The organism is bacterium (genome assembly GCA_035308905.1).
Taxonomy (GTDB): Bacteria; Sysuimicrobiota; Sysuimicrobiia; order Sysuimicrobiales; family Segetimicrobiaceae; genus DASSJF01.
In genome coordinates this window covers 1-19,645 of record DATGFS010000032.1, presented here as the reverse complement: position 1 = coordinate 19,645, position 19,645 = coordinate 1, and the positions used below count along the sequence as shown (strand labels likewise).

Below are 19,645 nucleotides of genomic sequence, written 5' to 3'. Positions count from 1 at the left end.
CCGCCGGCCGAACGACTGCGTCAACCGGCACGAAAATTTGGCAGCCAGTACCGCCGTAGAGAGTCGTACACGCCCTCGAACTGCTCTTTCGCGATGATGAGGGGAAAATCGTCGTGCAGGTTGACGATCCCGATCTTGCGCGTCAACTCGGCGTCTGCAGGGGTGAAGTGCGGGCTTGCGATCATGGCTCCCCCTCCATCAGACTGCGGGCCCACGCTCAGTGGGCGAGTGTCGAGGCCGCCTCCTGCGCCGCGTAGACGGAAATGGGCAAAGGGTCGAGGACCGGAAGCCCGAGCTGCGTCCGGAGGTCTTCGGCGATACCGAGCGTGCCCTGCGTCATCGAACCGAGGTAAATCGCGTCTGCGCGGTGCTCCCGCACGGCGGCGGCCGCTTCCTCGCGCATGAACCGGCGTCCCGCGTCGAGGTCGGCCAGGATCTTGCGCACCGTCGTCTTCATCGTGTGGACGACGACGGTGTTCGGCCGCGCCGGCACGTTCTTGATCATCGCGTGAGCCGCGGGCACGGCGGGTTCTACCGTGAGAATCACAAGACGCGATGCCACGATGCGGGCGAGGAACAACGAGGCTTCCCCGGGGCCGATGACAGGAACCTTGGCGGCGGCGCGCAGATCGGCGAGCGCCGGATCCACCGCGCCCGCGGCGATGATCGCCGCGCAGCGATCCGGCCCGATCTCCGTGACCGCCGCGAGGGCGGCCCGGCCGGCCTGCTCGAAGTCCTCCCGCCGCTCGAGGATCTTGGGGCCGTCGGTCGGGTTGAGGAGCTCGATCGTGAACCCGGGACGCAGGTACCCGCGGAGGATCTCGAGCCGGCGGGTGTTCTCGGCAGCGCCGTATCCGGTCACGGACTCGAGGTACACGATATGCGGCATCGGACATCGCCTCCACACGTGTACTTCTGGCGGAGCCGAGCGCCTCCTTGCCGAATATCTCGCAGGCCTGCCCGGACGGACACGTGCGTCTTCGACGCGCAGCGCGAGGTGACACGCCGATGCCCGGTCCCGTGCGCACGATCCCCGCGGTCTCCGGCGTCACCGCACGACGCCGCACCCTGACGCGACGCGGGCTGCTTGCCGGCGCCGCCGGCCTCGGGCTCGCGGCCGCCGGACCGCCGGCGCCGTGGACGCAGATCGAACGCGCGTCGGCCGCGCCCACCCCTCGACGCGGCGGTACGTTCCGGATACCCGTCAACGCCAACATCACGCCGTGGCCGCCCATCGGGCTGATCCAGAACCTGATGGTGAACAACGCCATGTTCAATAAGTTGGTGCGCCTCCGGCCGGCGGACTGGGCGCCGGAAGCCGATCTTGCCGAGCGCTGGGAAGTGTCCAAGGACGGCTTGACGTGGACGTTCCATCTCAAGAGCGGCGTCCGGTGGCACGACGGCCATCCGTTCACAGCGGACGACGTCAAGTACACGATCGACGCGTACGCGGATCCCAAGATCAACAGCCAGTTGCGCGGGAACTTCGAGCCCGTCACCGGCGTCGAGGTCGTGGACCCGCTGACGGTCCGGGTCGCCACGAAGACCCCGTACTCGTCGTTCCTGGAGCTCCTGTGCTACATCGCGTTCATCATGCCCAAGCACCTGCTGGAGGGGCAGGAGTTCAACGCCACCAAGTTCCCGCAGGCGTTCCTCCAGCATCCGGTCGGCACCGGGCCGTTCAAGTTCGGCGAGCACGTCACGGGCGACCACTTCACGGTCACCGTGTACGACAACTATCACGAGGGACGGCCGTATCTCGACGCGATCATCTACAAGGTCGTGCGCGACCTGAATTCCACGGTGCTGCAGGTCAAGACCGGCGAGCTCGACATCGCGTTCCCAACGGTCGGCCAGATTCCCGCGCTCGCGGGCACCCCCACCATCGCGATCACCGAGCAGCCGGTGATGGACTTCCGGTATTTCGGCGCCAACTACCGAACGGACAAGAGCCCGACGCTGGGACGGTGGTGGGGCGCACGCGCGGTCCGTCAGGCGTTCGCGCACGCGATCAACACGAAAGGAATCATCCAACAGGTCGCCCGGGGACGAGCGGAACTGGCAAACGGTCCGATTCCCAGCGCGCTGAAGGGTTGGTACGTGAAGGACGCGCCGACGTTCGACTACGATCCGGAGCGGGCCAAGAAAATGCTTTACGAGGCCGGCTTCAGGGCCGGCGCGGACGGCATCCTGGCCAAGGACGGCCGGAAATTCGTGTTCACGTTCAACACCGATCAGGGACAGCCCGAGCGCATCGACACCTCGCTGATCGTTCAGCAGAACCTCCGGGACATTGGGATCGACGTCCGGTTCCAGCCGCTCGAGTTCACCGAGTTCGTGCGCCGCGAGCACGTCACCGAGGAGTACGAGGCGTTCTGCTTCTACTACATCGTGCCGCAGACCCCGGACCTGCACTCATACTTCCAGACGAACGGCTCGCTTAACATCTGGGGGTACTCCAACGCGGAAATCGACCGGCTGTTCCTGCAGGGGCTCGTCACGTTCAACGCCGCGAAACGCCGCGAGATCTACGCGCGGCTGTACCGGCGGCTCGCGGAGGAACAGGCCGCCAACTTCCTCTACCACCCCCACGAGATTCAGGCGATCAACAAGCGGGTGCAGGGATGGCCGGCCACCGACTACCGGACGGCACTGGCGTTCCTCAACCGGGTGTGGCTCGCGGGATAACAGCAACCGCTCAATGGCCGCGAATCATGCGCCATCGCAGTGCCGCTGGGCGGCGTCCGAAAGCCGTCTAGCCGGGGCATCATGATGCCGGGGGCCTGAATCGCTCAGCGATCGGCAGTGCCGGATCCCGGCAGCCCCGGGGGAGAGAAACGTGCGCGCACGCCCGCTGTCCGTATTCGTGATCGCGATGCTGCTCGTCGTCAGCATCTTGGGCGTTGGTATCGCGGAGGCGCAACTGGATACCGGCGAGTCCTACTGGGGCGAGCACATGATGAACGGGATCTTCCATTTGTGGCCGGCCGTGGCGATCTCGATCCTCACCGCGTTCCTGGCCGGAGGAGTGTTCGGACTTTACGAATTGGATACCGCGACCATGCTGTTTTTGCTGGCTGCCTCGGCCTTTCTCGCCTACCATTTCTATTGGCAGCCGGCCCACCCGGCCTCCGTGCAGTTCCCAGATTTCGGTCGTCTAAGGTCCCCACGGGTCGGGTGACACACAACTTCACGAAAGGTTTGCGCCGCCGCGCCGACCCGACGGACTGATTCCTACAGACGAGTTGCGAGCGTGGGACACAATATGAATCCACAAGCGACGGTCGAGACGCCGGGGGGTGCGGCGCCGGCGGATGGCGCTGCGCAGCGCACGTTCCTGGTCCGTCTCGCCGCGGCCGGTGAGATGCTCACGAGCCCCGCACCGGCCGAATCCCCCGTCGCGGCAATCGCACGCGCCCTGCTTGCTTTGACCGAAGCGGACCACGCCGCGATTTTCTTCCGGTCACCGGCCGGCGTCGTGACCTGCCCATGGACGCATAACTTATCCGAGCGGTACGTCGCCGAACTCGTCACGCCAAACGGCATCAACCCCTGGATTCATATTCTCCGCCATCCAGAGCTCGCATGCATGGATCTGCCGAAAACGAGGCGGAGAACCGATCCCGCGCCGTGGATTGTGCGCGACGTGCTTCAACTGTCATCCGATCACGCCGCGCTCGTACGAGAGAACTTCCGGTCGATGTGCGTGTGGCCGCTTGGCCGGGACGGCCGGGTTATCGCCGCGCTTGCGTACTACTACGATGCGCCCCACGAGTGCTCGGAAGAGGAACAGAAGGGCATGCGTGCGTTCGCCGCACAGGCGACGGCGGCTCTCGGCGAGGGGGCCGCCCATGCCGTCGGCGACGCCGCGCGCGGACTCGGCGAACGCGCGGACACACATACCCCCCCTGCCGGCAGACCCGCGCGCCGCATTGACGAGCATCAGACGCTCGAGGCGGAACTACCGCCCCGGTCGCACATCGGCGCCGCCCCCGCGGACGAACGCGCGATTCCGGCCGAGAGCCGGACCGACGTCAACGAGCAGAGCGATCGCGTGGCCGCCGCGCAACAAGCCCTTGCAACCGAGGCAGCCGGGCTCGCCGCGGACCGCGCGTCGCTGGAGGCCGACGCAGAGCGGCTTGCGGGCGAACGTGAGAAGCTCGCGGCGGCGTGGCAGGACGTAGAGGCCGAGAGAGCGCGCCGCGAAAGCGCTGGGGAACAGCTCGCCGCCGCGCGGGCGGAAGTCGCAAACGAGGAGACACGACTCTCGGAAAGCCGAAGCCGGTTGCACGAAGAGAACGTTCGGCTCGACACGCTGCGACGAGACCTGGAGGCGCGGGAGGCCCGGCTCGCCGGAGACCGAGCCGCGCTGGACGCGGAGGCCGCCCGGGTCAACGCCGAGCGCCGGGCGCTGGAAACAGAGCGCGCGCGGGCCACGCAGAGGCAGGCACAGCCGGAAGCGGCGGACGACGCGTCCGCACGCGACCGCCGAGCCGCACGAGCAGAAGAAACGCAGACGCCGGTTCCGGACGTGAAGGCCGCGCGAACGCAGCCCCAGGAGGCCGGCGGCGCGACGACCTATCTCGATCTCGTGGAGCGGGCCGGGGCGGCGAATGCACCGGACGCAGACAAACAGATCGTCGCGGTGGCGCGGCGTCTGGATGCGCACAACGGCCATGTCGCGAACTTCAGCAAACTTCTGGCAGACTGGGCGGAAGCGCTCGCGCGTGCGCTTCAGTGCTCCGACCCCGAGATCCTATCCACGCGCCGCGCTGCATTTCTCCACGACATCGGCAAGATCGACGTGCCCGCGGCGACGCTGAAGAAGGCGGCGGGCCTGACGGATGATGAGCTGACCATGCTCGAAAGAGAGCCCGCCGTCGCCCATCAGATGCTCAAGGACGCCGAGGGATTGAGCGATGTCGCGACGATTCTCCGCCATCGATTTGAGCGCTGGGACGGCGCCGGACATCCAGACCGGCTCAAGGGAGAGGCGATCCCCCTCGGCGCGCGGGTCTTGTCCGTGGTGGACGCCTACGGCGAGATGATCACGGGCCGACCGGGCGTCCCGAAGCTGTACTATCGCGACGCGATCGCCGCGCTTCAGCGCGAATCCGGCGCCCGGTTCGATCCGAAGCTTGCGGCTGCGTTCTGCCGCATCGTCGCGCATGGATAAGCCCAAGCAAAGCCCTTTTCCGATGGATCCCGGGCCGGCCGCCGACTATCCTTCGGGACGGCGGCCGAACCCGTCGGATACCTTTGTCATGATGCCGGCAGCACCGAGGAGTACCAGCGCGCCGAGATAGAATGCCGATTCAACGCCCCGCGCCGTGCTCGCAACGCCGAACGCAAACGGGCTGAGAATGCCGGCCACCCGCTGTACGCTCTGCCGAAACCCAAACGCGGCTCCCCAAAACTGTTGAGCCACCGACTCTGCGAGCAAGCTCATCGATAGCGGCTGGGTAAATCCCAGGCTCGCACCCATGAGAGCAGATACGCCGAGGAGGGGCCAAAACTGCCGGGCAAACGGCGTTAAGGCAAACGCCACAGCGCTGAGGACCATCGCACCGACCAAAGCACCCATCTGACCGACCTGTGCCACCGCGCTCGCCAGAAGCATGCGGACGCCCATCGACGCCAGGCTGATGGCGGCAATCGCAAAGCCTATCAACGTCGCCGACAACCCCACTTTCAAGAGGTAGAGGGGATAGAAAGTACTCTGCAGCGCCTGGGCGCAATTCATAATGCCGGACACGAACAAAATCGCTCCGACCCCACGGTTGCTCAAAATTGTGCCCACGACCGTATGGACGGCCCAAAAGGAGCCGCTCCGATGATCTGAAACTCGGGCACCTCGCACCATCAAGGCTACAGCGAGCGACGGCAACATCAACAGCGCCATCGCAAGAAACGTCGCCGTATAGCCCAACCGGGCGGCGAGAACCCCTCCGATCACGGGACCAACGACAGCGCCGGCGGAGTAAGAAACCGCGTAGTAGCCGTAATTTCTGATGCGGGTCGCGTCGGTGCTCGCGTTGGCGACGACGGCCTGCGACGCGACGGCAAGCCCAATGTTGGCGGCGGCCAGCAGCGTATACGCGATGGTGACCTCGAGGATCCCGTGAAATGCCGCGAGCATTGCGGCTCCGAGGCCGAAGAGCGCCACGGCCCCCACAAAGACGACGGTGGGGCCGCGCTCATCGACGAGACCGCCCACGTGAAGCGCCACGGCCAGCGGCACAATCCCGGATAGGCCGGCGACCACCCCAACCACGCCCACGGACGCACCATGCGACACGAGGTAAAGTGGAATGAACGGCGTGCCGATGTACCAGGCACAGTTCGTCAAGAGTTGCAGTAGGTTGTTGAGTGGGAGCAAGGACTTAGCGTGCGCGTCCGCATCGCCGGCCGGCGCCGTGAACGAACCGCTCGCGTGGGGTGCCGATGCGTCTTGCGTAGAATCGGTCATCACTTTGGTTGCGACCTTCGCTCGGCGCATTTAGCGGCGCGGTCGTTCCCGTGTGAGCCACACGAAATCGCCCCGCGCGCCATAACGCGGATCCGGTTCCAGCAACCGGCGCACCTCACCATCGCTTAGCCCGTATCCATTGACCTGAGAGATAACGAGGATGTTCGTGATGCTCCGGCTCCGCAGCCGATCCGGCAGGCCGCCCCCGTAACTCACGTGAAAATCGCCGACGATGACCGCAAGTGTGTGGTCCGGGTGCGCCTTCAGGTACTCAGACGCCTGCCACGCCATCGTGTCGTCCCACGCGCTCTGCGCGGCGAAGAACCTGCGAGTCTGCGGCGCTGTGATGGCACCGTGTTGCCGCGCTTCTCTTGCGAAGCGCTCGAAGTACAGCGCATTGCCCAGCCGGAACCCCGGCGGCAGCCAAGACCGTTCCTCGGCCGAGAGCCGCACCAGCCCCTGTCGCGCCAACGCCGCGGCGAGATGCGCCGGTGCGTTAAACGCACGTGCCTGACCGCCGGCCTCGCGCGGGAACAGGATCAGCGGCCGGTACCATTCAAAGAGAAGGCCGTCCCAATGAACTTTCTGCAGGAACACAGATTCCGGTATCTCGCCGTCCAAGTAGCGATCCAGCCAGGGTTGATCGGGGTAGGAGAACAGCTCGAATCCCACGCCGACGTTGAGCTTGAGATTCTTCAGCGCCCGCAGGACGGCGAGCTGGTTTTCGTGGTGCGCCGGCACGTCATGCTGCTCGCCGATAACGACGACCTCCCCTGAACGCACGTCCTGCAACGCGCCCTCGAGGGTTACCGGTTGGGCGGTGAAACCGCCGTAGAGGCCCGGCGCGACGGTTGGCCCTGCTGCCCCGAGGGAAAGCATCACGCTTACGCAAATCGCCCCGGGCGATGCCGCGCTCATGCCAGATCACGCGCAATCTTCATTTGGATACACGCTTCGATTCGAGATCGACAAAGACCTGATGGCGCCTCGCCAGGCAGGTGAACCAAGATGCGCCACTAACCACAGTCTTGACGAATTGCGCCACTGGATTCGGACGCCTGGAAGGAGCTTTCGGTGACGGAGTATCAGAGCAAGGTCGTCTGGCTGACCGGCGGCGGAGGACGCATCGGGCGTAGCATCGCCCAAATGTTCGCCCGCGAAGGCGCCCGGGTGGCCGTATGCGATCTCGATACCCCTCGCGCGGCCGCAGTCGCTGCCGCGATCCAGAACTCCGGAGGGACAGCGATCGCGGTGGTTCGGGATGTAAGTCGCGAGGCGGATGTCGAGAGCATGCTTGCCGACGTTACAGCGTCGTTGGGGCCGGTCGATATCCTAGTGAATTGCCACGGCACCGCTCCTAATGCCCCGATCCTTGACATGGACCTCGCGACCTGGCAGGCGCCCTTCCTGGTGAATACACAGGGCTGTTTTCTGACCTGTCGCGCTGCGGCGCGCCAGATGGTTGCGCGGGGCGCTCGCGGTTCGATCGTCAACGTTTCGTCGGGGGCGGCCACCTCGGCGCGCCCGGGCGCCGCTGCATATTGCGGATCGAAAGCGGCGATCGATATGCTTACGCAGGTCCTCGCAACCGAGTTGGGCCCCTGCGGCATCCGCGTGAATGCCGTCAGTCCGGGGGTGGTCACCGAGGCCCCACTGCGCCGAGGTGAGGCGACACATCCGTACTTGAACCTCATGATCGAGATGACGCCCCTCGGACGCACCGGCGTCCCCTCGGACGTCGCGGAGGCCGTGCTGATGCTGGCATCGGAAAAACTCTCGTGGGTCACCGGTGCCAATCTGCAGGTAAGCGGCGGCTCACACTGCGGACGGACAAACGCGCCACTGACCGTCCGGCTGTCGCGATAGGTGTATTGGATGCCATCTTCAATGAGGTATTCTGTCCAGAGACGCTTACGTATCTCACTCATCATGACAAACTGGCGTTCGGATAACCTGGGGGTATTGTGGACAAATCGCGGGCCTGGCCGGGTCGGCACGGAGGGCCTTCTCGTCGCGGAGAGCGGGTGAGGCAGCCTGCCGAACGAGGGGGAGCGACCGGTTAATCGTTCAGGGGAGAGGTCGCGCCCATTTCATGTCTGACGGCCGAGGCCCGCGCCCGCGTCGGGATTGACCGGGAACGGGCGGCGTTAGTCGATCACCCGGCAACAGGCTCAGGAGGCACTCACGGTGCGGAGGACGACGCGACTCACACAATACGAATATAAGGAGCGGACATTCCGTGTAACGAAAGAGTCTACCCCCGAAGGGGTGTTGGTAAAGGCACAAAAATGGCTCTCGTCGCAGTCATCTAAGGCTGCCGTCAAAGTCGAGGATGAAAACGGAAAGGCGGTGGCCTTCCGGAGCCGGGGGGCTTATGGCGACTTGACTGCATGGCACTTGACGGGAGTGGCGCGCGACTGGCGGGTGCCATGAGCGGGTCGACCTAAGATACCCGACGCGTCCGCGAGCCTCCGGCACTTGTACTGAGGGCGGCTGCAGGGGTGGTGGGCGCCACGGCCGTACCTATCGAAGGTCAGTGAGTCCCCTGGGGGAGGATCGATATGGCAAGAGTGTATCTCATCAATTGCCGTGACGCAGGCACTGATTGCGACTTTCAGGCCCGGGGTTCAAGCCTGGAAGAGGTCATGCAACTCTGTGCTGAGCACGCTACCCGGGAACACAACATGATGGCGTTTGGCCCTGAGCTGTATACGAAGATGCGACGTTGTGTGAAGATTTTGGAGGAAGGGACGATCAGGGCCGACTAGCCGAAGCGCCTCCTACCCACCGACGACGTTAGCCCGTTTTTGACGCTAGTACACGCGGTGGAAGACGACCTCCGCCAACCTAGGCTGATGCGCTCGCCAGGTGGCTGAGCTTCTCGAGCTCAGGAAGCAGGGTTGTACTCTCGTGCTCGTTCGGGTCGGTCCGGGCCAGCACGGCGACCACGGGCTCGGTCGTGCTCCCGTTCAGGAACAGATGCGGCACGCCAGCACAGGAAATCCCCCGGCCCCGCGACTACCTTCTCGGCGAGCCCATCGCCGGACCAAAAGACGAGCGTCCCGCTAATCACGTAGGCGGCAGATTCGTGGTCACTGTGGAAGTGTGCGTTGGTCCGCCCACGTACCGCGTATCCCGGAGCTCCGGAAGATCTCATCGTGACGACCGACTCCGCTACCCTGGTGGACTGGCACCTGCGGAAGTTCTCGTACGATGAAGCCCTGCACCGCCGGCTAATGGAGGTCGCGGGGCCCCGCGCACTCATCGAATCGTTTCCGGGCTGGATCCGTCCCAGTCCGTTCGCGCGCATTCGACCGAAGAAATCACTGGCAACCGCCGTGGCGAGATGAAGAGGCGTGGTTGGAGGTTGATACGAATCGACGGGTTCCACGCGACCTGCGTGCTAGGTGGCTGACGCGAGTATGCTGGGGGGGAGGTGTCGCATGAGAAGGCGGCATCACGTCGGACAAGTCGCGAGCCCGGATCCTGCGCGCTTTACCTGGCTCGTCGTGAACCGCGGCGGCCAGTGGCTCATCGCACACCACCATTCATCGGTGCGGCCGGCGACCCAGCCGTAAAGCATGGGACCATATCGACGTAGTACCAGCGAATACTACCGACATCGCTACCGGCCGCAATACCGGCCGTAAACTACAACGTCCGGGGCCTGCACGGGACAACTTCCAGGACGCTCCGGTGCGGCAGGGCGATCGGCGCTAGGACTAACACATCCGCCGCGTCCAGGTCCGTCTTTGCTCCTTGCGCGACCGGAGCGCCCCTCGCCGGTGTTCCAGCCCCCCTGACGCGCACTCCAGGAGTGCCGTCCCCGCCCGCCGAACGTCCGCGCAACTAGGAGGGACGAACCATGATCACGATACTGATGATAGTTGTCCTTGTGGGGATTGTCTTCTTCGGGTGGTTTAGGCGGCGCAGATGAGTGGAGTCACTTGCTTGGCGTCACCAAGACTCAGCCTCGTAGTGTTGGAATCGAAGGGGAGCGGTAAGTCGTCACCGGCTAAACACGCTCTGCTGCACTGCGAGGACCGTGCGTCTTCGCTTGCGACCCCCATGTGCTCCTCGGAAGAGAAGGCGGTCTGGGGATCCGAGTGGCCGACATCGCCAGTTCGCGGTCTCCCAAGCCATTTCGCCCCGAAAGAAAAAAGGAGAACCACTGAGGATGGCGCAGGTCGCCCCACTTGCTGAAAGTGAGCCGCCGCGGTTTTATGGCGGCACGGAGCGCGTCTGGGTGAGGATTGAAACGAGCGACCCGGCCGGTGGAGCTACATCTTGGGCGTCAGAATCCGCAGCGAGTCGATGATCTGAACTAAGAGCGGGACCCGAGCCGCCCGTGCCGCCGGCGTGTTGCTCGTCGTTCCGGTCACGACGTAGGCGGTGTGCTGCCGCACGATGCACACCTGCTGGCTCCATCGGTGTTCCGTCGTGCTCGCCTGCCACGTGTACGTCCACGAATACGCGGGGACCCCGCCGATCGTGACGGGAGCCTTCGCCACGGTCACGGGGGTAATGTGCGCAAAGTGCTGGGTCACCCACGCGGCCTCGTTCTCGCACGCAAGGGGAGTCGTAACCTCCGCTGGCACGATGTGCACCACCACCTCGACGGTGTCCGGCAGCCCGGAGCCCGAGCTCGGCGCGGTCGCCTTGAGTGCCGCGCGGCCGCTCGGCGACTGAATCTGCCATGTCGTTGGCACGGTGATGGCGATCACGTTCTTTGAGTCGTGCACCGTACGCATTGGTACCGCGGCCGCTTCGCCAGTCCACACGGTCGTCGTGATCCCGAGTGCGCACGCGATCAGCAGGAACGGGACGCCGAGCGTTTCCGGCCACTGCATCCGACACCACCCCCTACCCTACTTGGCCCGGGCGCCCAAGTACTGCGCCCGGGCCAAGAGGAACGAACCTACTTGTTCCCCCCCACCCTGATTGCCGCCCTGGTTCGGGCAGGGCTGCTGCCCCTTACCTCTACACTGCTGGTTCTGTGAATTGCCCGCTGGCTGGCGCGTCGCGGGCTGTTGCTGTTGCGGCTGACGCGTTGTCGGTTGTGGCTTCGTCAATTCTCCGGCTCGCCAAGGTGCGTGGACTCCTCCAGGGTGCCGCCCGCAGTGTCACGCCCCGCATCGCACGCGCGGCGGAGACGGTCGGCCCGCTCCTCGAACGCCGACCGGCCTCGTGACACCGCCTCGCCGGCCGCGTCCCGCGCGCGCGATACCAAGTCATCGGCGCCGGTGCGCGCCCGGTCGGCCAGGTCGCCGGCGGCCCGGCGGGCCTGCTCGGCGACGCCCTCTGCCGTCATCCTCGCCCGGTCGCGAAGACGTTCGCTTTCCCGCCGGATGCGGTCGCGGGTGTCACTGCCAGCCTGCGGCGCGAACAGCAGTCCGAAGGCCAGTCCGATCATTCCGCCGATAAAGATCCCAACAGCAAAATCACGGCGTTCGGTCATGAATCCTCCTCCTCTCGCGTCGAGGCCACACCCGCTGCATACCCTCGCGCACCACGGCCAGCAACCCCGCAGCATTGGCGACGGACGGCGCGACCACGTCCGCCGCCATCATGGCCTATTTCGGCATCTTGGAGATCTTCGACCCCTCCAGGGTCAGGTTGTACATCAGACCCTCCTGGCCCACCACAAATCCCACGATCGGCTGGTTGAATTTCGTGGAGTCGATGGAGGCTTGCGCCCCCAGGTTCACGAGCACCACCGATCCGTCAACGCCCGCCTGCCAGCCGTTCTTGGCCCGGAAGTCCGTGAGCGCCTTCTGCTGCAGGAACACCAGGATGATGTCCTTCTTCTGGGCGCCGATCTGAAACCCGACCGATCCGGCCTTGATGTTATAGTACGAGGCGGTCTTGCTGTGGATGCGCAGCGCGCCCTCGCCGTATTCCGCCCCAACCCCGAACCCGGCCTGATAGACATCCGCCAAGACGAGGACACCCTTGGCGTCCTGGAGGAACTCTTTGGATCCTCGCACCTGGTGCGTGAACCGGGCCAGCGCCGTATTCACGCTCGCGTCAATCTGCTGCGCCGTCCTCGCCTGGGACACGCCCGGCAGCAGCAAGCTGCCCAAGAGAGAAAGACAAATGGCCCCAACAATTACCCTGCTGAATCTGCGCGTTCTCATCGTTGTTGCCCCCTTCGAAATCGTGCTCCCGCTCGTGTCGCGCCCCTTGGGGCGGTAACGCCCACTGATCTACGGCCAGACTCCCGCAGAAGAAACCCGGAAGCCTGGCCGTATGCCGTTGACGCAGTCTATCAGCGCTATTGGCCGCGCTGCTGCTGCACAATCCGTCCAGCTTCCTGATACGTCAACCACTGGCCGGTCTGCTGATGCATCAGGTATCTGAGGTACCCGGCCTGGGACATGTAGTTCGTCGACGCGCTGAACGCAGCGAGACTGGAGACGCTCGGGTACTGTTGCGCCGACGCGATACCCGACAACGCTGCCGAGAGCATCACAACACCAAGAACGATGACCGCGAACTTTCGCATGATCTTCCACCTCTCCTTGAGTTGCCGGACGCGACAGGAGGACCTGACGGTTCACCTGAGATTCACTTGAATGCTAACAAGACCAGAATTTCCCGTCTGCTCAAGATTGCTCACAATTCAGGAAAGCAAGACGCGATCCCGGCCTTGGCTTCAGCTCCGCGAACTGCGCGCCATCACAGTCTTAAACGTGGTATCACGGTGCGTTGGGAGCTAAACAAAACTGCTCACCTTGCGCAGGCGCGGAATGACTGGCAGGACGGCGCCCGATTTGGAACGCCGCTACTCGACGCGCCGGGACTCCGGGGTCTTGTCGTAGAGGATGACGTTCAAGAGGGTACTGTGAATGTTCATTTCGCCATTATATTCGAGGAAACCCAACCGTCTAAACTTGTTCATGAAGTAGCTCACTCTTGACCGCGTCGTACCCACGATCTCCGCGAGCGTCTCTTGGCTGATCTTCGGCACGATGGTCTCAGGTTTGCCCTCTTTGCCAAACTGCGCCAGCAGCAAGAGCGTTCTGGCCAGCCGCTTCTCGCTGGAATTGAACAGTTGGTCGACAAGGTCCTCTTCAACTCGAATGTTGCGACTGAGCAAGTGGGCCATGAACTCCTCGGAGAACGTGCCGCGTTGGTGCAACAGGTCGTTCATCGTTTTCTTTTCGATGCGAAGGCTCGAACCATCGGTCATGGCGATGGCGGTCGCCATCCGTAGCGGTTGCCCGGCGAGGCAGCCTTCCCCGAGAAAGTCGCCGGCGCCGATGATGGCCACTACCGCTTCCTTGCCCTGTTGGGATGTGACCGTCAGCTTAATCTTACCCTCTCGAATGTAAAAAACGGCGTCCGCGGGATCACCTTGCGCGAAGAGAATGCGGTTCTTGTGATACCCGAGGATGCGCTTGCCCTCGCTGAGCTGCTCGAGCACGCGTCGATGGGGAAACTGCGCCTTTTCTCTCTTTGCCATCGGTGCCCTCCCCCCACCGCTCGATGAGGTGAACTCGGTAACTCGGATTTCTAGGGACAAATCTCTAGAAGGAGCAGGGCTACGGGTGATCTACGTGTTGTGATCATCAGGCTGGTCATTTAAGACGACGGTCATGAGCGAGCTGTAAATACGCAATCCGCCATTGTAGTCGAGTAACCCGAGTTTTCTAAATTTGTTCATGAAGAAACTCACCCGTTCTCGCGTCGTGCCGATCATCTCTGCGAGCGTTTCCTGGCTGATCTTCGGCGCGACGGGGAGCTCCCGCGCGTCGCCGACGTGAGCCAGCAACAGAAGGGCGCGCGCCAGCCGTTTCTCGGCCGAATTGAAGAGATGATCAACGAGGTCTGCCTCCAAGCGGATGGTCCGCGTCAATAGGTGCGCGACAAAGAAGTCTGAAAATTCTTGGTTGCGATGGAGGAGGCGCAAGAGTGTGCTCTTCTCGACTCTCCAGAGCGCGCAGGGCGTCATCGCGGTCGCACTCGTCATTCGCAAGGGCTGGCCGACGAAGCAGCCTTCACCAAAGAAGTCGCCGGCTTGGAGAAGCGCGACGACCGCTTCCTTCCCCTGCCTGGACACGACCGTGATTTTGATCCGTCCGCTGCGGATGTAGAATACAGCAGTGGCGGAGTCCCCCTGGGAAAAAACGGAGCGTTGTTCCCCATACTCAAGTGACGTGAACCCTTTCCCATGGAAGAATGTCGTGATGTCAAGTTTTTCTTTGCGGATGCTCGCTCTCCGTGTCTGCGGCTTCCGCAGTTCAGTCCGTTTTCGGCCGCGCGCCTCTCTTCCCACCGCGACACCTCCCGACCGGCATCGAGGTTTCGGAAATCCAATTGTTCTCAGACGTTAGGATATACTGCGGCGGGAGGAAATGTTGTTGCAATGACAGCAACATTCTCGCGTTGGCGCAAAGGCCCCGCCCTCTCGAGATGAGGGCGCCGGAATTGGGTTAGGCGCGCGTGAGCCCAGCCTTTTGGAGGAACGCGCGTGCGCGCGCAGGATGAATCAGCAAGATATTCCTTCGGCCGCCGAGGACGCCCTTGCGGCGATACCTATTGATGAGCAACGTGACGGTGGTCCGATTGAGACCCACCATGCGGGCAAGCTCTTCCTGCGTAATCCGGCCCGGCACCAGCGTTGAGTAACCGTTTGTTCGGCGGCCACAACGCTGAGCCAAGTCCAGCAGAAACGTCAACAAGCGAGGCCCGGCTCCCATGTGCATCACCGCTTCCAAACGGACGAGCGTGTGCCGTTGGTCCTCGACGAGGGAACGCACGAAATAATGACACACGTCCGGCACCACTTGCATCATCCGTTTGAACGCATCCTCCGTCAGGGTCCGTACAACCGCGGCCGAAAGCGCCTGAGCCGTGGCCGTTCGATGGTGACCCTGACTGACGAAGAGTTCGCCAAAGGTGTCCCCCGGCTTGAAAATGTCCAAAATACGCTCATCGCCCTCGGCCGAGATGAGGCTGACCTTAATCGCCCCTTTCTCGACGAAATAGAGCATATTCCCCGTGTCGCCTGTCTGGAACAGGACCTCACCCTGCCGGTAGTGACGTACCTCAAAAAGCGGTTTGAGTTTGCGAAGCTGCCGAGGCGTCAGCGTCTCAAACAGCCGCAGATCACGAACGTTCCAGATCGCATCCCGATGGTACGGGATGCTCAGTTGAGTGGGACTTGAAGGCTCGGTCATTTGGTCATGCCGCCATTGGCGCAGGCGATTCGTCTCCTTGTGTCTAGTTAAGGTGCGACTTCAACGGGCACGAGTCACCTCCGACACGATGTGGGTGAACGGGTCCTAGCCTGACGGTCACTGCGAACCGACGCAGTCTTAGACGCAATCGCCAGTTCCATAGGGCCGGGAGCGCCGCTGTGGTCGTGGGCATTCGCCAGCGCCTCACCCACCGCTAACTCCAACCCGTCCCGCATCCAGACTCCGCCGCACCCACCGCGTTCGCCGCGGCCACTACCTGCGTCCGTACCAAGCGCAACGAGAGGGGGCCTTCTATAAGCGAAAGCTCACGACGTGTGCGATGCTGGGGCAGTTCCCTCCTGCCCCAGCATCGCAAGGGCTTCTCCTACGGTATCCACGACAGGCATGCGCTCGTGCAGTTTGATGATCACGAGAATCTTGTGGACGGACGGGATCGACCCGACCAGCACAAAACGATGGCCCAGTTGTTCCGCCCTCTCATGGCAATCCTCCAACACGTGAACGCCCTTCATGTCCAGGTACTGGAGTTCGCTGCAATCTACGATGACGGGGCGTCCTCGACCGATGAGGCCCATGAGCGTCGTTCGCAAGGACGGGGCGGATGAGAGATCCACCTCGCCAAGCACGTGAAGGATGGAGCCGGACGCTATGTCCTCGGACCATGTGCGAAGAATCTCGGGAGAGAATTGCACCATCGCACATACCCCCCTCCGCCGCCTCTGACGTACAGGCATGCCCCGGCCGCAACAGCGAGATTAGTCTGGCAGGGTCAAGGGGGACTGTCTGTGCAAAATCTCACACCGACCCGTCGGGGAGTGAACCGCTCTTGGGCAGAGCGCTCCCACGAGTCCCCCTCTGAGTTGCGTGGATCGGCGGCCGGCGCCCGCCCGACCTGTACCCCCCCGACACCCCCGGGCTTCGGTCCCGTCTACGCGCTTGGTGGTGGTCCTTCAGGTAGATGACCGCGGACGAAACACTTTAGACGAGTTGAGCTGCGGCATGTCCTCTTCTTCGTTGCCGGCATCCTTGGCTGACCTCAAGCAACCGAAGCCCCGCCCCTTCAACGTCGCTGTAGTGCACGAAGAAGGTACGATTCAGTTCCGCGCAGTCGACAAAACCCCAGCCATGCTCGAACCGGGACACGACTCCAACATGTCGGCGTCCATTTTCGGCGCCAGAATCCGTTGTGGTTTGTGTACGTGACGCATTCGCATCTTGGACACCGAGGTTTGGACGGACGATCCTCACTCGCTTGGGGTGGGCGAGTTTAACACTCGACGGCGGCGGTGCGGTCCGATCCGCATCAGGCGTTCGTTGCAAGCGTACCCTGCCTCTAAGGGTCCCACTGCCGCGCCAGAGAAGCCCACAGATGACGCAGGGACCTTCATTAAGATCCGTCGTGCCCGGGTGTCTTCCAGACCCTAAAGCGTCGTCAGGACCTGGCCTGCTGCGCGGCGATCAGGTGGGCCTGCCTGCTCGACGCCGGGCGGATAGCCGTGCCGAGGTCATCCGCTACCTCCTCGTCATCGCGCCAGTCACGGGGTGTCCATCTGAGCGGCACGCGGAGTTGGCGAATCGCGCGGAGGGAACACGTGTCCCCACTGCTCACTGGCTCCGGCCGCAACGACCATGGCCCGTTTCGTAGTGACGTGCACGCCAAGACCAGATTGACGCAGGCTGTCAAGGACTCCCCCACGTGCCTCTACTGACCCTCGGAGCACCACCGGGTCGCCGATCGCCGTCACGTGAAATGGCCCGACCGTTCGGCGTCCGTTGATCAGGAGGGTTGGACCGGACGATACAATTGTAGTCTGTGCCGTGATTCGTTCTCCGTTGACGGCGACGGCCTGCGCCCCGCCATACCACAACATCATGTTCAGCAATACCACATCTCCGTCTTGCACCAACGCGACGCGTGGATCTGCGCCCGATGAGGACGCACTGGCGGCGTCTGTGAGCACAATTTCGATGCCGGACCCTGGAATCGCCGTTAGCCCGGCCGCAGCGGCCAAGCTACGTGCGACTTGATGCTCCTGCACATCACCCAAGACCGCAACGCCCGCGACGCTCCATCCGACCAGTGCCAGGGAAAGCGCCCATGTCAGGCTGGGGCGCCGGAGGATCGACGCCAGCGCTCGGAACGACGATCGCCCAGTTCCGTTGAGGGGCGAGGCGTGTGTAGTGTCTCTTTTCATACGTACCACGCAGCCAAGCCCTCGTCGACGCCGCACCCCTTGCAAATCGTCCCGACGTAAATCTGGACGTCGCGGACCCACTGGGCCCGGACCACGGTGCCGATTCCACGTACGTGGTGCATTAGCGTTCCCTCCTCGATCCAGACGGCGTATCAACCGGTTGTAGGTGAGGGAGAAGGCAGAGCGCGATGAAAAGAATCCCCTCACGGTTCATCAGCGCCACCTCCGGCGGACACCCTCTCACTAGAAAACGATGCGACGATTCATACGAGCCTGTCTGTGCAAAATTGCAGACTCGTCTGGGGTCGAACGTTTTGGGGTTGAATCGGTCGTGCAGGATGACGCCGAAGAGAGAACTGTGGATCGATAGGCCGCCGTTGTATTCGATGAAGCCTAGTTTCCTGAACTTGTTCATGAAGTGGCCTCACCCGCGATCGAAAGAAGGGCCCTGGTGGCCGCCTTGAGCTCCAGGACCCTTCCCATGGTACGTGGCAAAGACCACTTCGTTAACGTGTTGGCGGGGTGCCCGTAGTACGGTCAATGATGACGGTATCGCTTCGACGGCGCGTCGCAGCCAGAATCGCGAACACAATCAACGCTAGGACAACAACAACTCCGATCGCGACTACACTGGGTGATATTGACCCAGGCTGGCTGGGTGCACTGGGCTGACTCGGTGCGCTGGGCTGACTGGGTGCACTGGGCTGACTGGGTGCACTGGGTTGACTGGGTGCACTGGGTTGACTGGGTGCACTGGGCTGACTCGGTGCACTGGGTTGACTGGGCGCGCTGGGCGAACTAGGCGGCTGAGCCGGTGGATACGTCTGAGCCATTGCGGCGCCAACCGACAATCCGAATACCAGGAGCATGATCAGGATCGCACTCGTCCGTCCAGGCATCTTGTCGCCTCCATTGTCCCCACTATGTGAATGAATATCCGTCCTCTTCCGTGAACCCTGGCCGAATCTCGCGCACAGTGCGCGTTACTGGTCTGTGACCGCGTTACTGGTTTGTTCTCCTGCCCCAGCATCGCAAGGGCTTCTCCTGCGGTATCCACGACAGGCATGCGCTCGTGCAGTTTGATGATCACGAGAATCTTGTGGACGGACGAGATCGACCCGACCAGCACAAAACGCTAGCCTGCGCGTTCACCTGAGGATCACCTTACTTAGATGCTAACGGGGCGAGAATTCTCTGTCTGTTCAGAATTGCTCACAATGGCATGCGTGGAGGAACAGGGCCCCGCTGCGAGGGCTGCTGAAACGGACCGGGGCAGCCGGCCCAACGGCCCGGCCGCCCCGGAGGAACGAGAAAACAAGATCTCGTTAGGTTTCGCCCCAACATCGATGGCCGTCTGATCTACCTCGCGAATCTCGAACGTGTAAGGTTTCGTCGAGCGGTGCGCCCCGGTGCCCAGCTCGTCAGGACCGTGGTTGCACTGAGGGAAAAGGATCCGTTCGGAAAGGCGCACGTGACCGCCACGGTGGACGGCATGGTCGTGGCCGAGGGTATTGTGACCTACGGGTTAGTCACGGTTGATGGGCGACGTCCGCCCATCGGTAGTCTCTTGTTCGATCCATGAGAAGACTGCTGCTCGGTGTTACATCTGTGGCGGGATCATTGCGTCTATAGAACGGTGGCAGCCAGACCACGTTCTCTTCTATAGCGACGATGGCCGCCGCGCGATCGACAACTACCTACCCGTCCACGCGAGGTGCAACAACTGCGCTGGGACTACCTTCCTCAAGCGTTCCAACTCATCTTAAGTACTCCCCGCT

At 63.1% G+C, this 19,645-nt stretch carries 19 protein-coding genes and 1 pseudogene; 5 read left to right on the top strand and 15 right to left on the bottom strand.

Translation table 11 applies throughout. The features are described from left to right. Window positions 1-20 precede the first annotated feature (20 nt). Window positions 21-185, bottom strand: coding sequence for a hypothetical protein (locus tag VKT83_10130; GenBank protein HLY22810.1), 165 nt, complete (start codon window positions 183-185; stop codon window positions 21-23). A 32-nt stretch (window positions 186-217) separates the two neighbouring features. Then, on the bottom strand, window positions 218-889 hold the full coding sequence (locus VKT83_10125; protein HLY22809.1) for an aspartate/glutamate racemase family protein: 672 nt from the start codon (window positions 887-889) through the stop codon (window positions 218-220). Window positions 890-1,008: 119 nt separating this feature from the next. Between VKT83_10125 and VKT83_10120 the strand changes: the two genes are divergently transcribed. The 3 genes from VKT83_10120 to VKT83_10110 all read left to right on the top strand — a co-directional run bounded on the left by VKT83_10120 (window position 1,009) and on the right by VKT83_10110 (window position 5,176). Continuing rightward, window positions 1,009-2,688, top strand: coding sequence for an ABC transporter substrate-binding protein (locus VKT83_10120; protein ID HLY22808.1), 1,680 nt, complete (start codon window positions 1,009-1,011; stop codon window positions 2,686-2,688). A gap of 151 nt (window positions 2,689-2,839) precedes the next feature. After that, complete coding sequence (locus VKT83_10115) at window positions 2,840-3,181, top strand: hypothetical protein (protein HLY22807.1); 342 nt, start codon at window positions 2,840-2,842, stop codon at window positions 3,179-3,181. A gap of 183 nt (window positions 3,182-3,364) precedes the next feature. Continuing rightward, window positions 3,365-5,176: an HD domain-containing phosphohydrolase gene (locus VKT83_10110; GenBank protein ID HLY22806.1), complete on the top strand. Its 1,812-nt coding sequence runs from the start codon at window positions 3,365-3,367 to the stop codon at window positions 5,174-5,176. Between the two features lie 45 nt (window positions 5,177-5,221). On the opposite strand, the gene VKT83_10105 is transcribed toward VKT83_10110, so the two are convergent. Beyond that, window positions 5,222-6,469 carry an MFS transporter gene (locus VKT83_10105; protein HLY22805.1) on the bottom strand — a complete coding sequence of 416 codons (1,248 nt, stop codon included), beginning with the start codon at window positions 6,467-6,469 and terminating at the stop codon, window positions 5,222-5,224. Between the two features lie 30 nt (window positions 6,470-6,499). Beyond that, window positions 6,500-7,387, bottom strand: coding sequence for a ChaN family lipoprotein (locus VKT83_10100; GenBank protein HLY22804.1), 888 nt, complete (start codon window positions 7,385-7,387; stop codon window positions 6,500-6,502). Between the two features lie 156 nt (window positions 7,388-7,543). Between VKT83_10100 and VKT83_10095 the strand changes: the two genes are divergently transcribed. Further along, entirely contained in the window at window positions 7,544-8,335 is a 792-nt protein-coding gene (locus tag VKT83_10095) for an SDR family oxidoreductase (protein HLY22803.1), read from the top strand. Window positions 8,336-9,316: 981 nt separating this feature from the next. Here the strand turns inward: VKT83_10095 and VKT83_10090 are convergent. Next, window positions 9,317-9,457, bottom strand: coding sequence for a hypothetical protein (locus VKT83_10090; GenBank protein HLY22802.1), 141 nt, complete (start codon window positions 9,455-9,457; stop codon window positions 9,317-9,319). A 455-nt stretch (window positions 9,458-9,912) separates the two neighbouring features. On the opposite strand from VKT83_10090, the gene VKT83_10085 reads away from it, so the two are divergent. Further along, window positions 9,913-10,047 (top strand): hypothetical protein, encoded by a 135-nt coding sequence (locus VKT83_10085; protein HLY22801.1) that lies wholly within the window; start codon window positions 9,913-9,915, stop codon window positions 10,045-10,047. 702 nt (window positions 10,048-10,749) lie between these two features. Here the strand turns inward: VKT83_10085 and VKT83_10080 are convergent. The 10 genes and pseudogenes from VKT83_10080 to VKT83_10035 form a co-directional block, all read right to left on the bottom strand. Further along, window positions 10,750-11,319 carry a hypothetical protein gene (locus tag VKT83_10080; protein ID HLY22800.1) on the bottom strand — a complete coding sequence of 190 codons (570 nt, stop codon included), beginning with the start codon at window positions 11,317-11,319 and terminating at the stop codon, window positions 10,750-10,752. A gap of 218 nt (window positions 11,320-11,537) precedes the next feature. After that, entirely contained in the window at window positions 11,538-11,927 is a 390-nt protein-coding gene (locus VKT83_10075) for a YtxH domain-containing protein (GenBank protein HLY22799.1), read from the bottom strand. A gap of 115 nt (window positions 11,928-12,042) precedes the next feature. Next, a complete protein-coding gene (locus tag VKT83_10070; GenBank protein HLY22798.1) occupies window positions 12,043-12,606 on the bottom strand; it encodes a YSC84-related protein in 564 nt (187 codons plus the stop codon). A gap of 137 nt (window positions 12,607-12,743) precedes the next feature. Beyond that, complete coding sequence (locus tag VKT83_10065) at window positions 12,744-12,974, bottom strand: hypothetical protein (GenBank protein ID HLY22797.1); 231 nt, start codon at window positions 12,972-12,974, stop codon at window positions 12,744-12,746. A gap of 279 nt (window positions 12,975-13,253) precedes the next feature. Beyond that, window positions 13,254-13,934 carry a Crp/Fnr family transcriptional regulator gene (locus VKT83_10060; GenBank protein ID HLY22796.1) on the bottom strand — a complete coding sequence of 227 codons (681 nt, stop codon included), beginning with the start codon at window positions 13,932-13,934 and terminating at the stop codon, window positions 13,254-13,256. Between the two features lie 90 nt (window positions 13,935-14,024). Next, complete coding sequence (locus VKT83_10055) at window positions 14,025-14,747, bottom strand: Crp/Fnr family transcriptional regulator (protein ID HLY22795.1); 723 nt, start codon at window positions 14,745-14,747, stop codon at window positions 14,025-14,027. A 157-nt stretch (window positions 14,748-14,904) separates the two neighbouring features. Continuing rightward, window positions 14,905-15,651, bottom strand: a complete 747-nt coding sequence (locus VKT83_10050) for a Crp/Fnr family transcriptional regulator (protein HLY22794.1) — start codon at window positions 15,649-15,651, stop codon at window positions 14,905-14,907. A gap of 326 nt (window positions 15,652-15,977) precedes the next feature. Then, window positions 15,978-16,367 (bottom strand): STAS domain-containing protein, encoded by a 390-nt coding sequence (locus VKT83_10045; GenBank protein HLY22793.1) that lies wholly within the window; start codon window positions 16,365-16,367, stop codon window positions 15,978-15,980. Between the two features lie 1,496 nt (window positions 16,368-17,863). Then, on the bottom strand, window positions 17,864-17,989 hold the full coding sequence (locus VKT83_10040; GenBank protein ID HLY22792.1) for a hypothetical protein: 126 nt from the start codon (window positions 17,987-17,989) through the stop codon (window positions 17,864-17,866). A gap of 206 nt (window positions 17,990-18,195) precedes the next feature. After that, a pseudogene (locus VKT83_10035) lies at window positions 18,196-18,285 on the bottom strand (Crp/Fnr family transcriptional regulator). Window positions 18,286-19,645 lie beyond the last annotated feature (1,360 nt).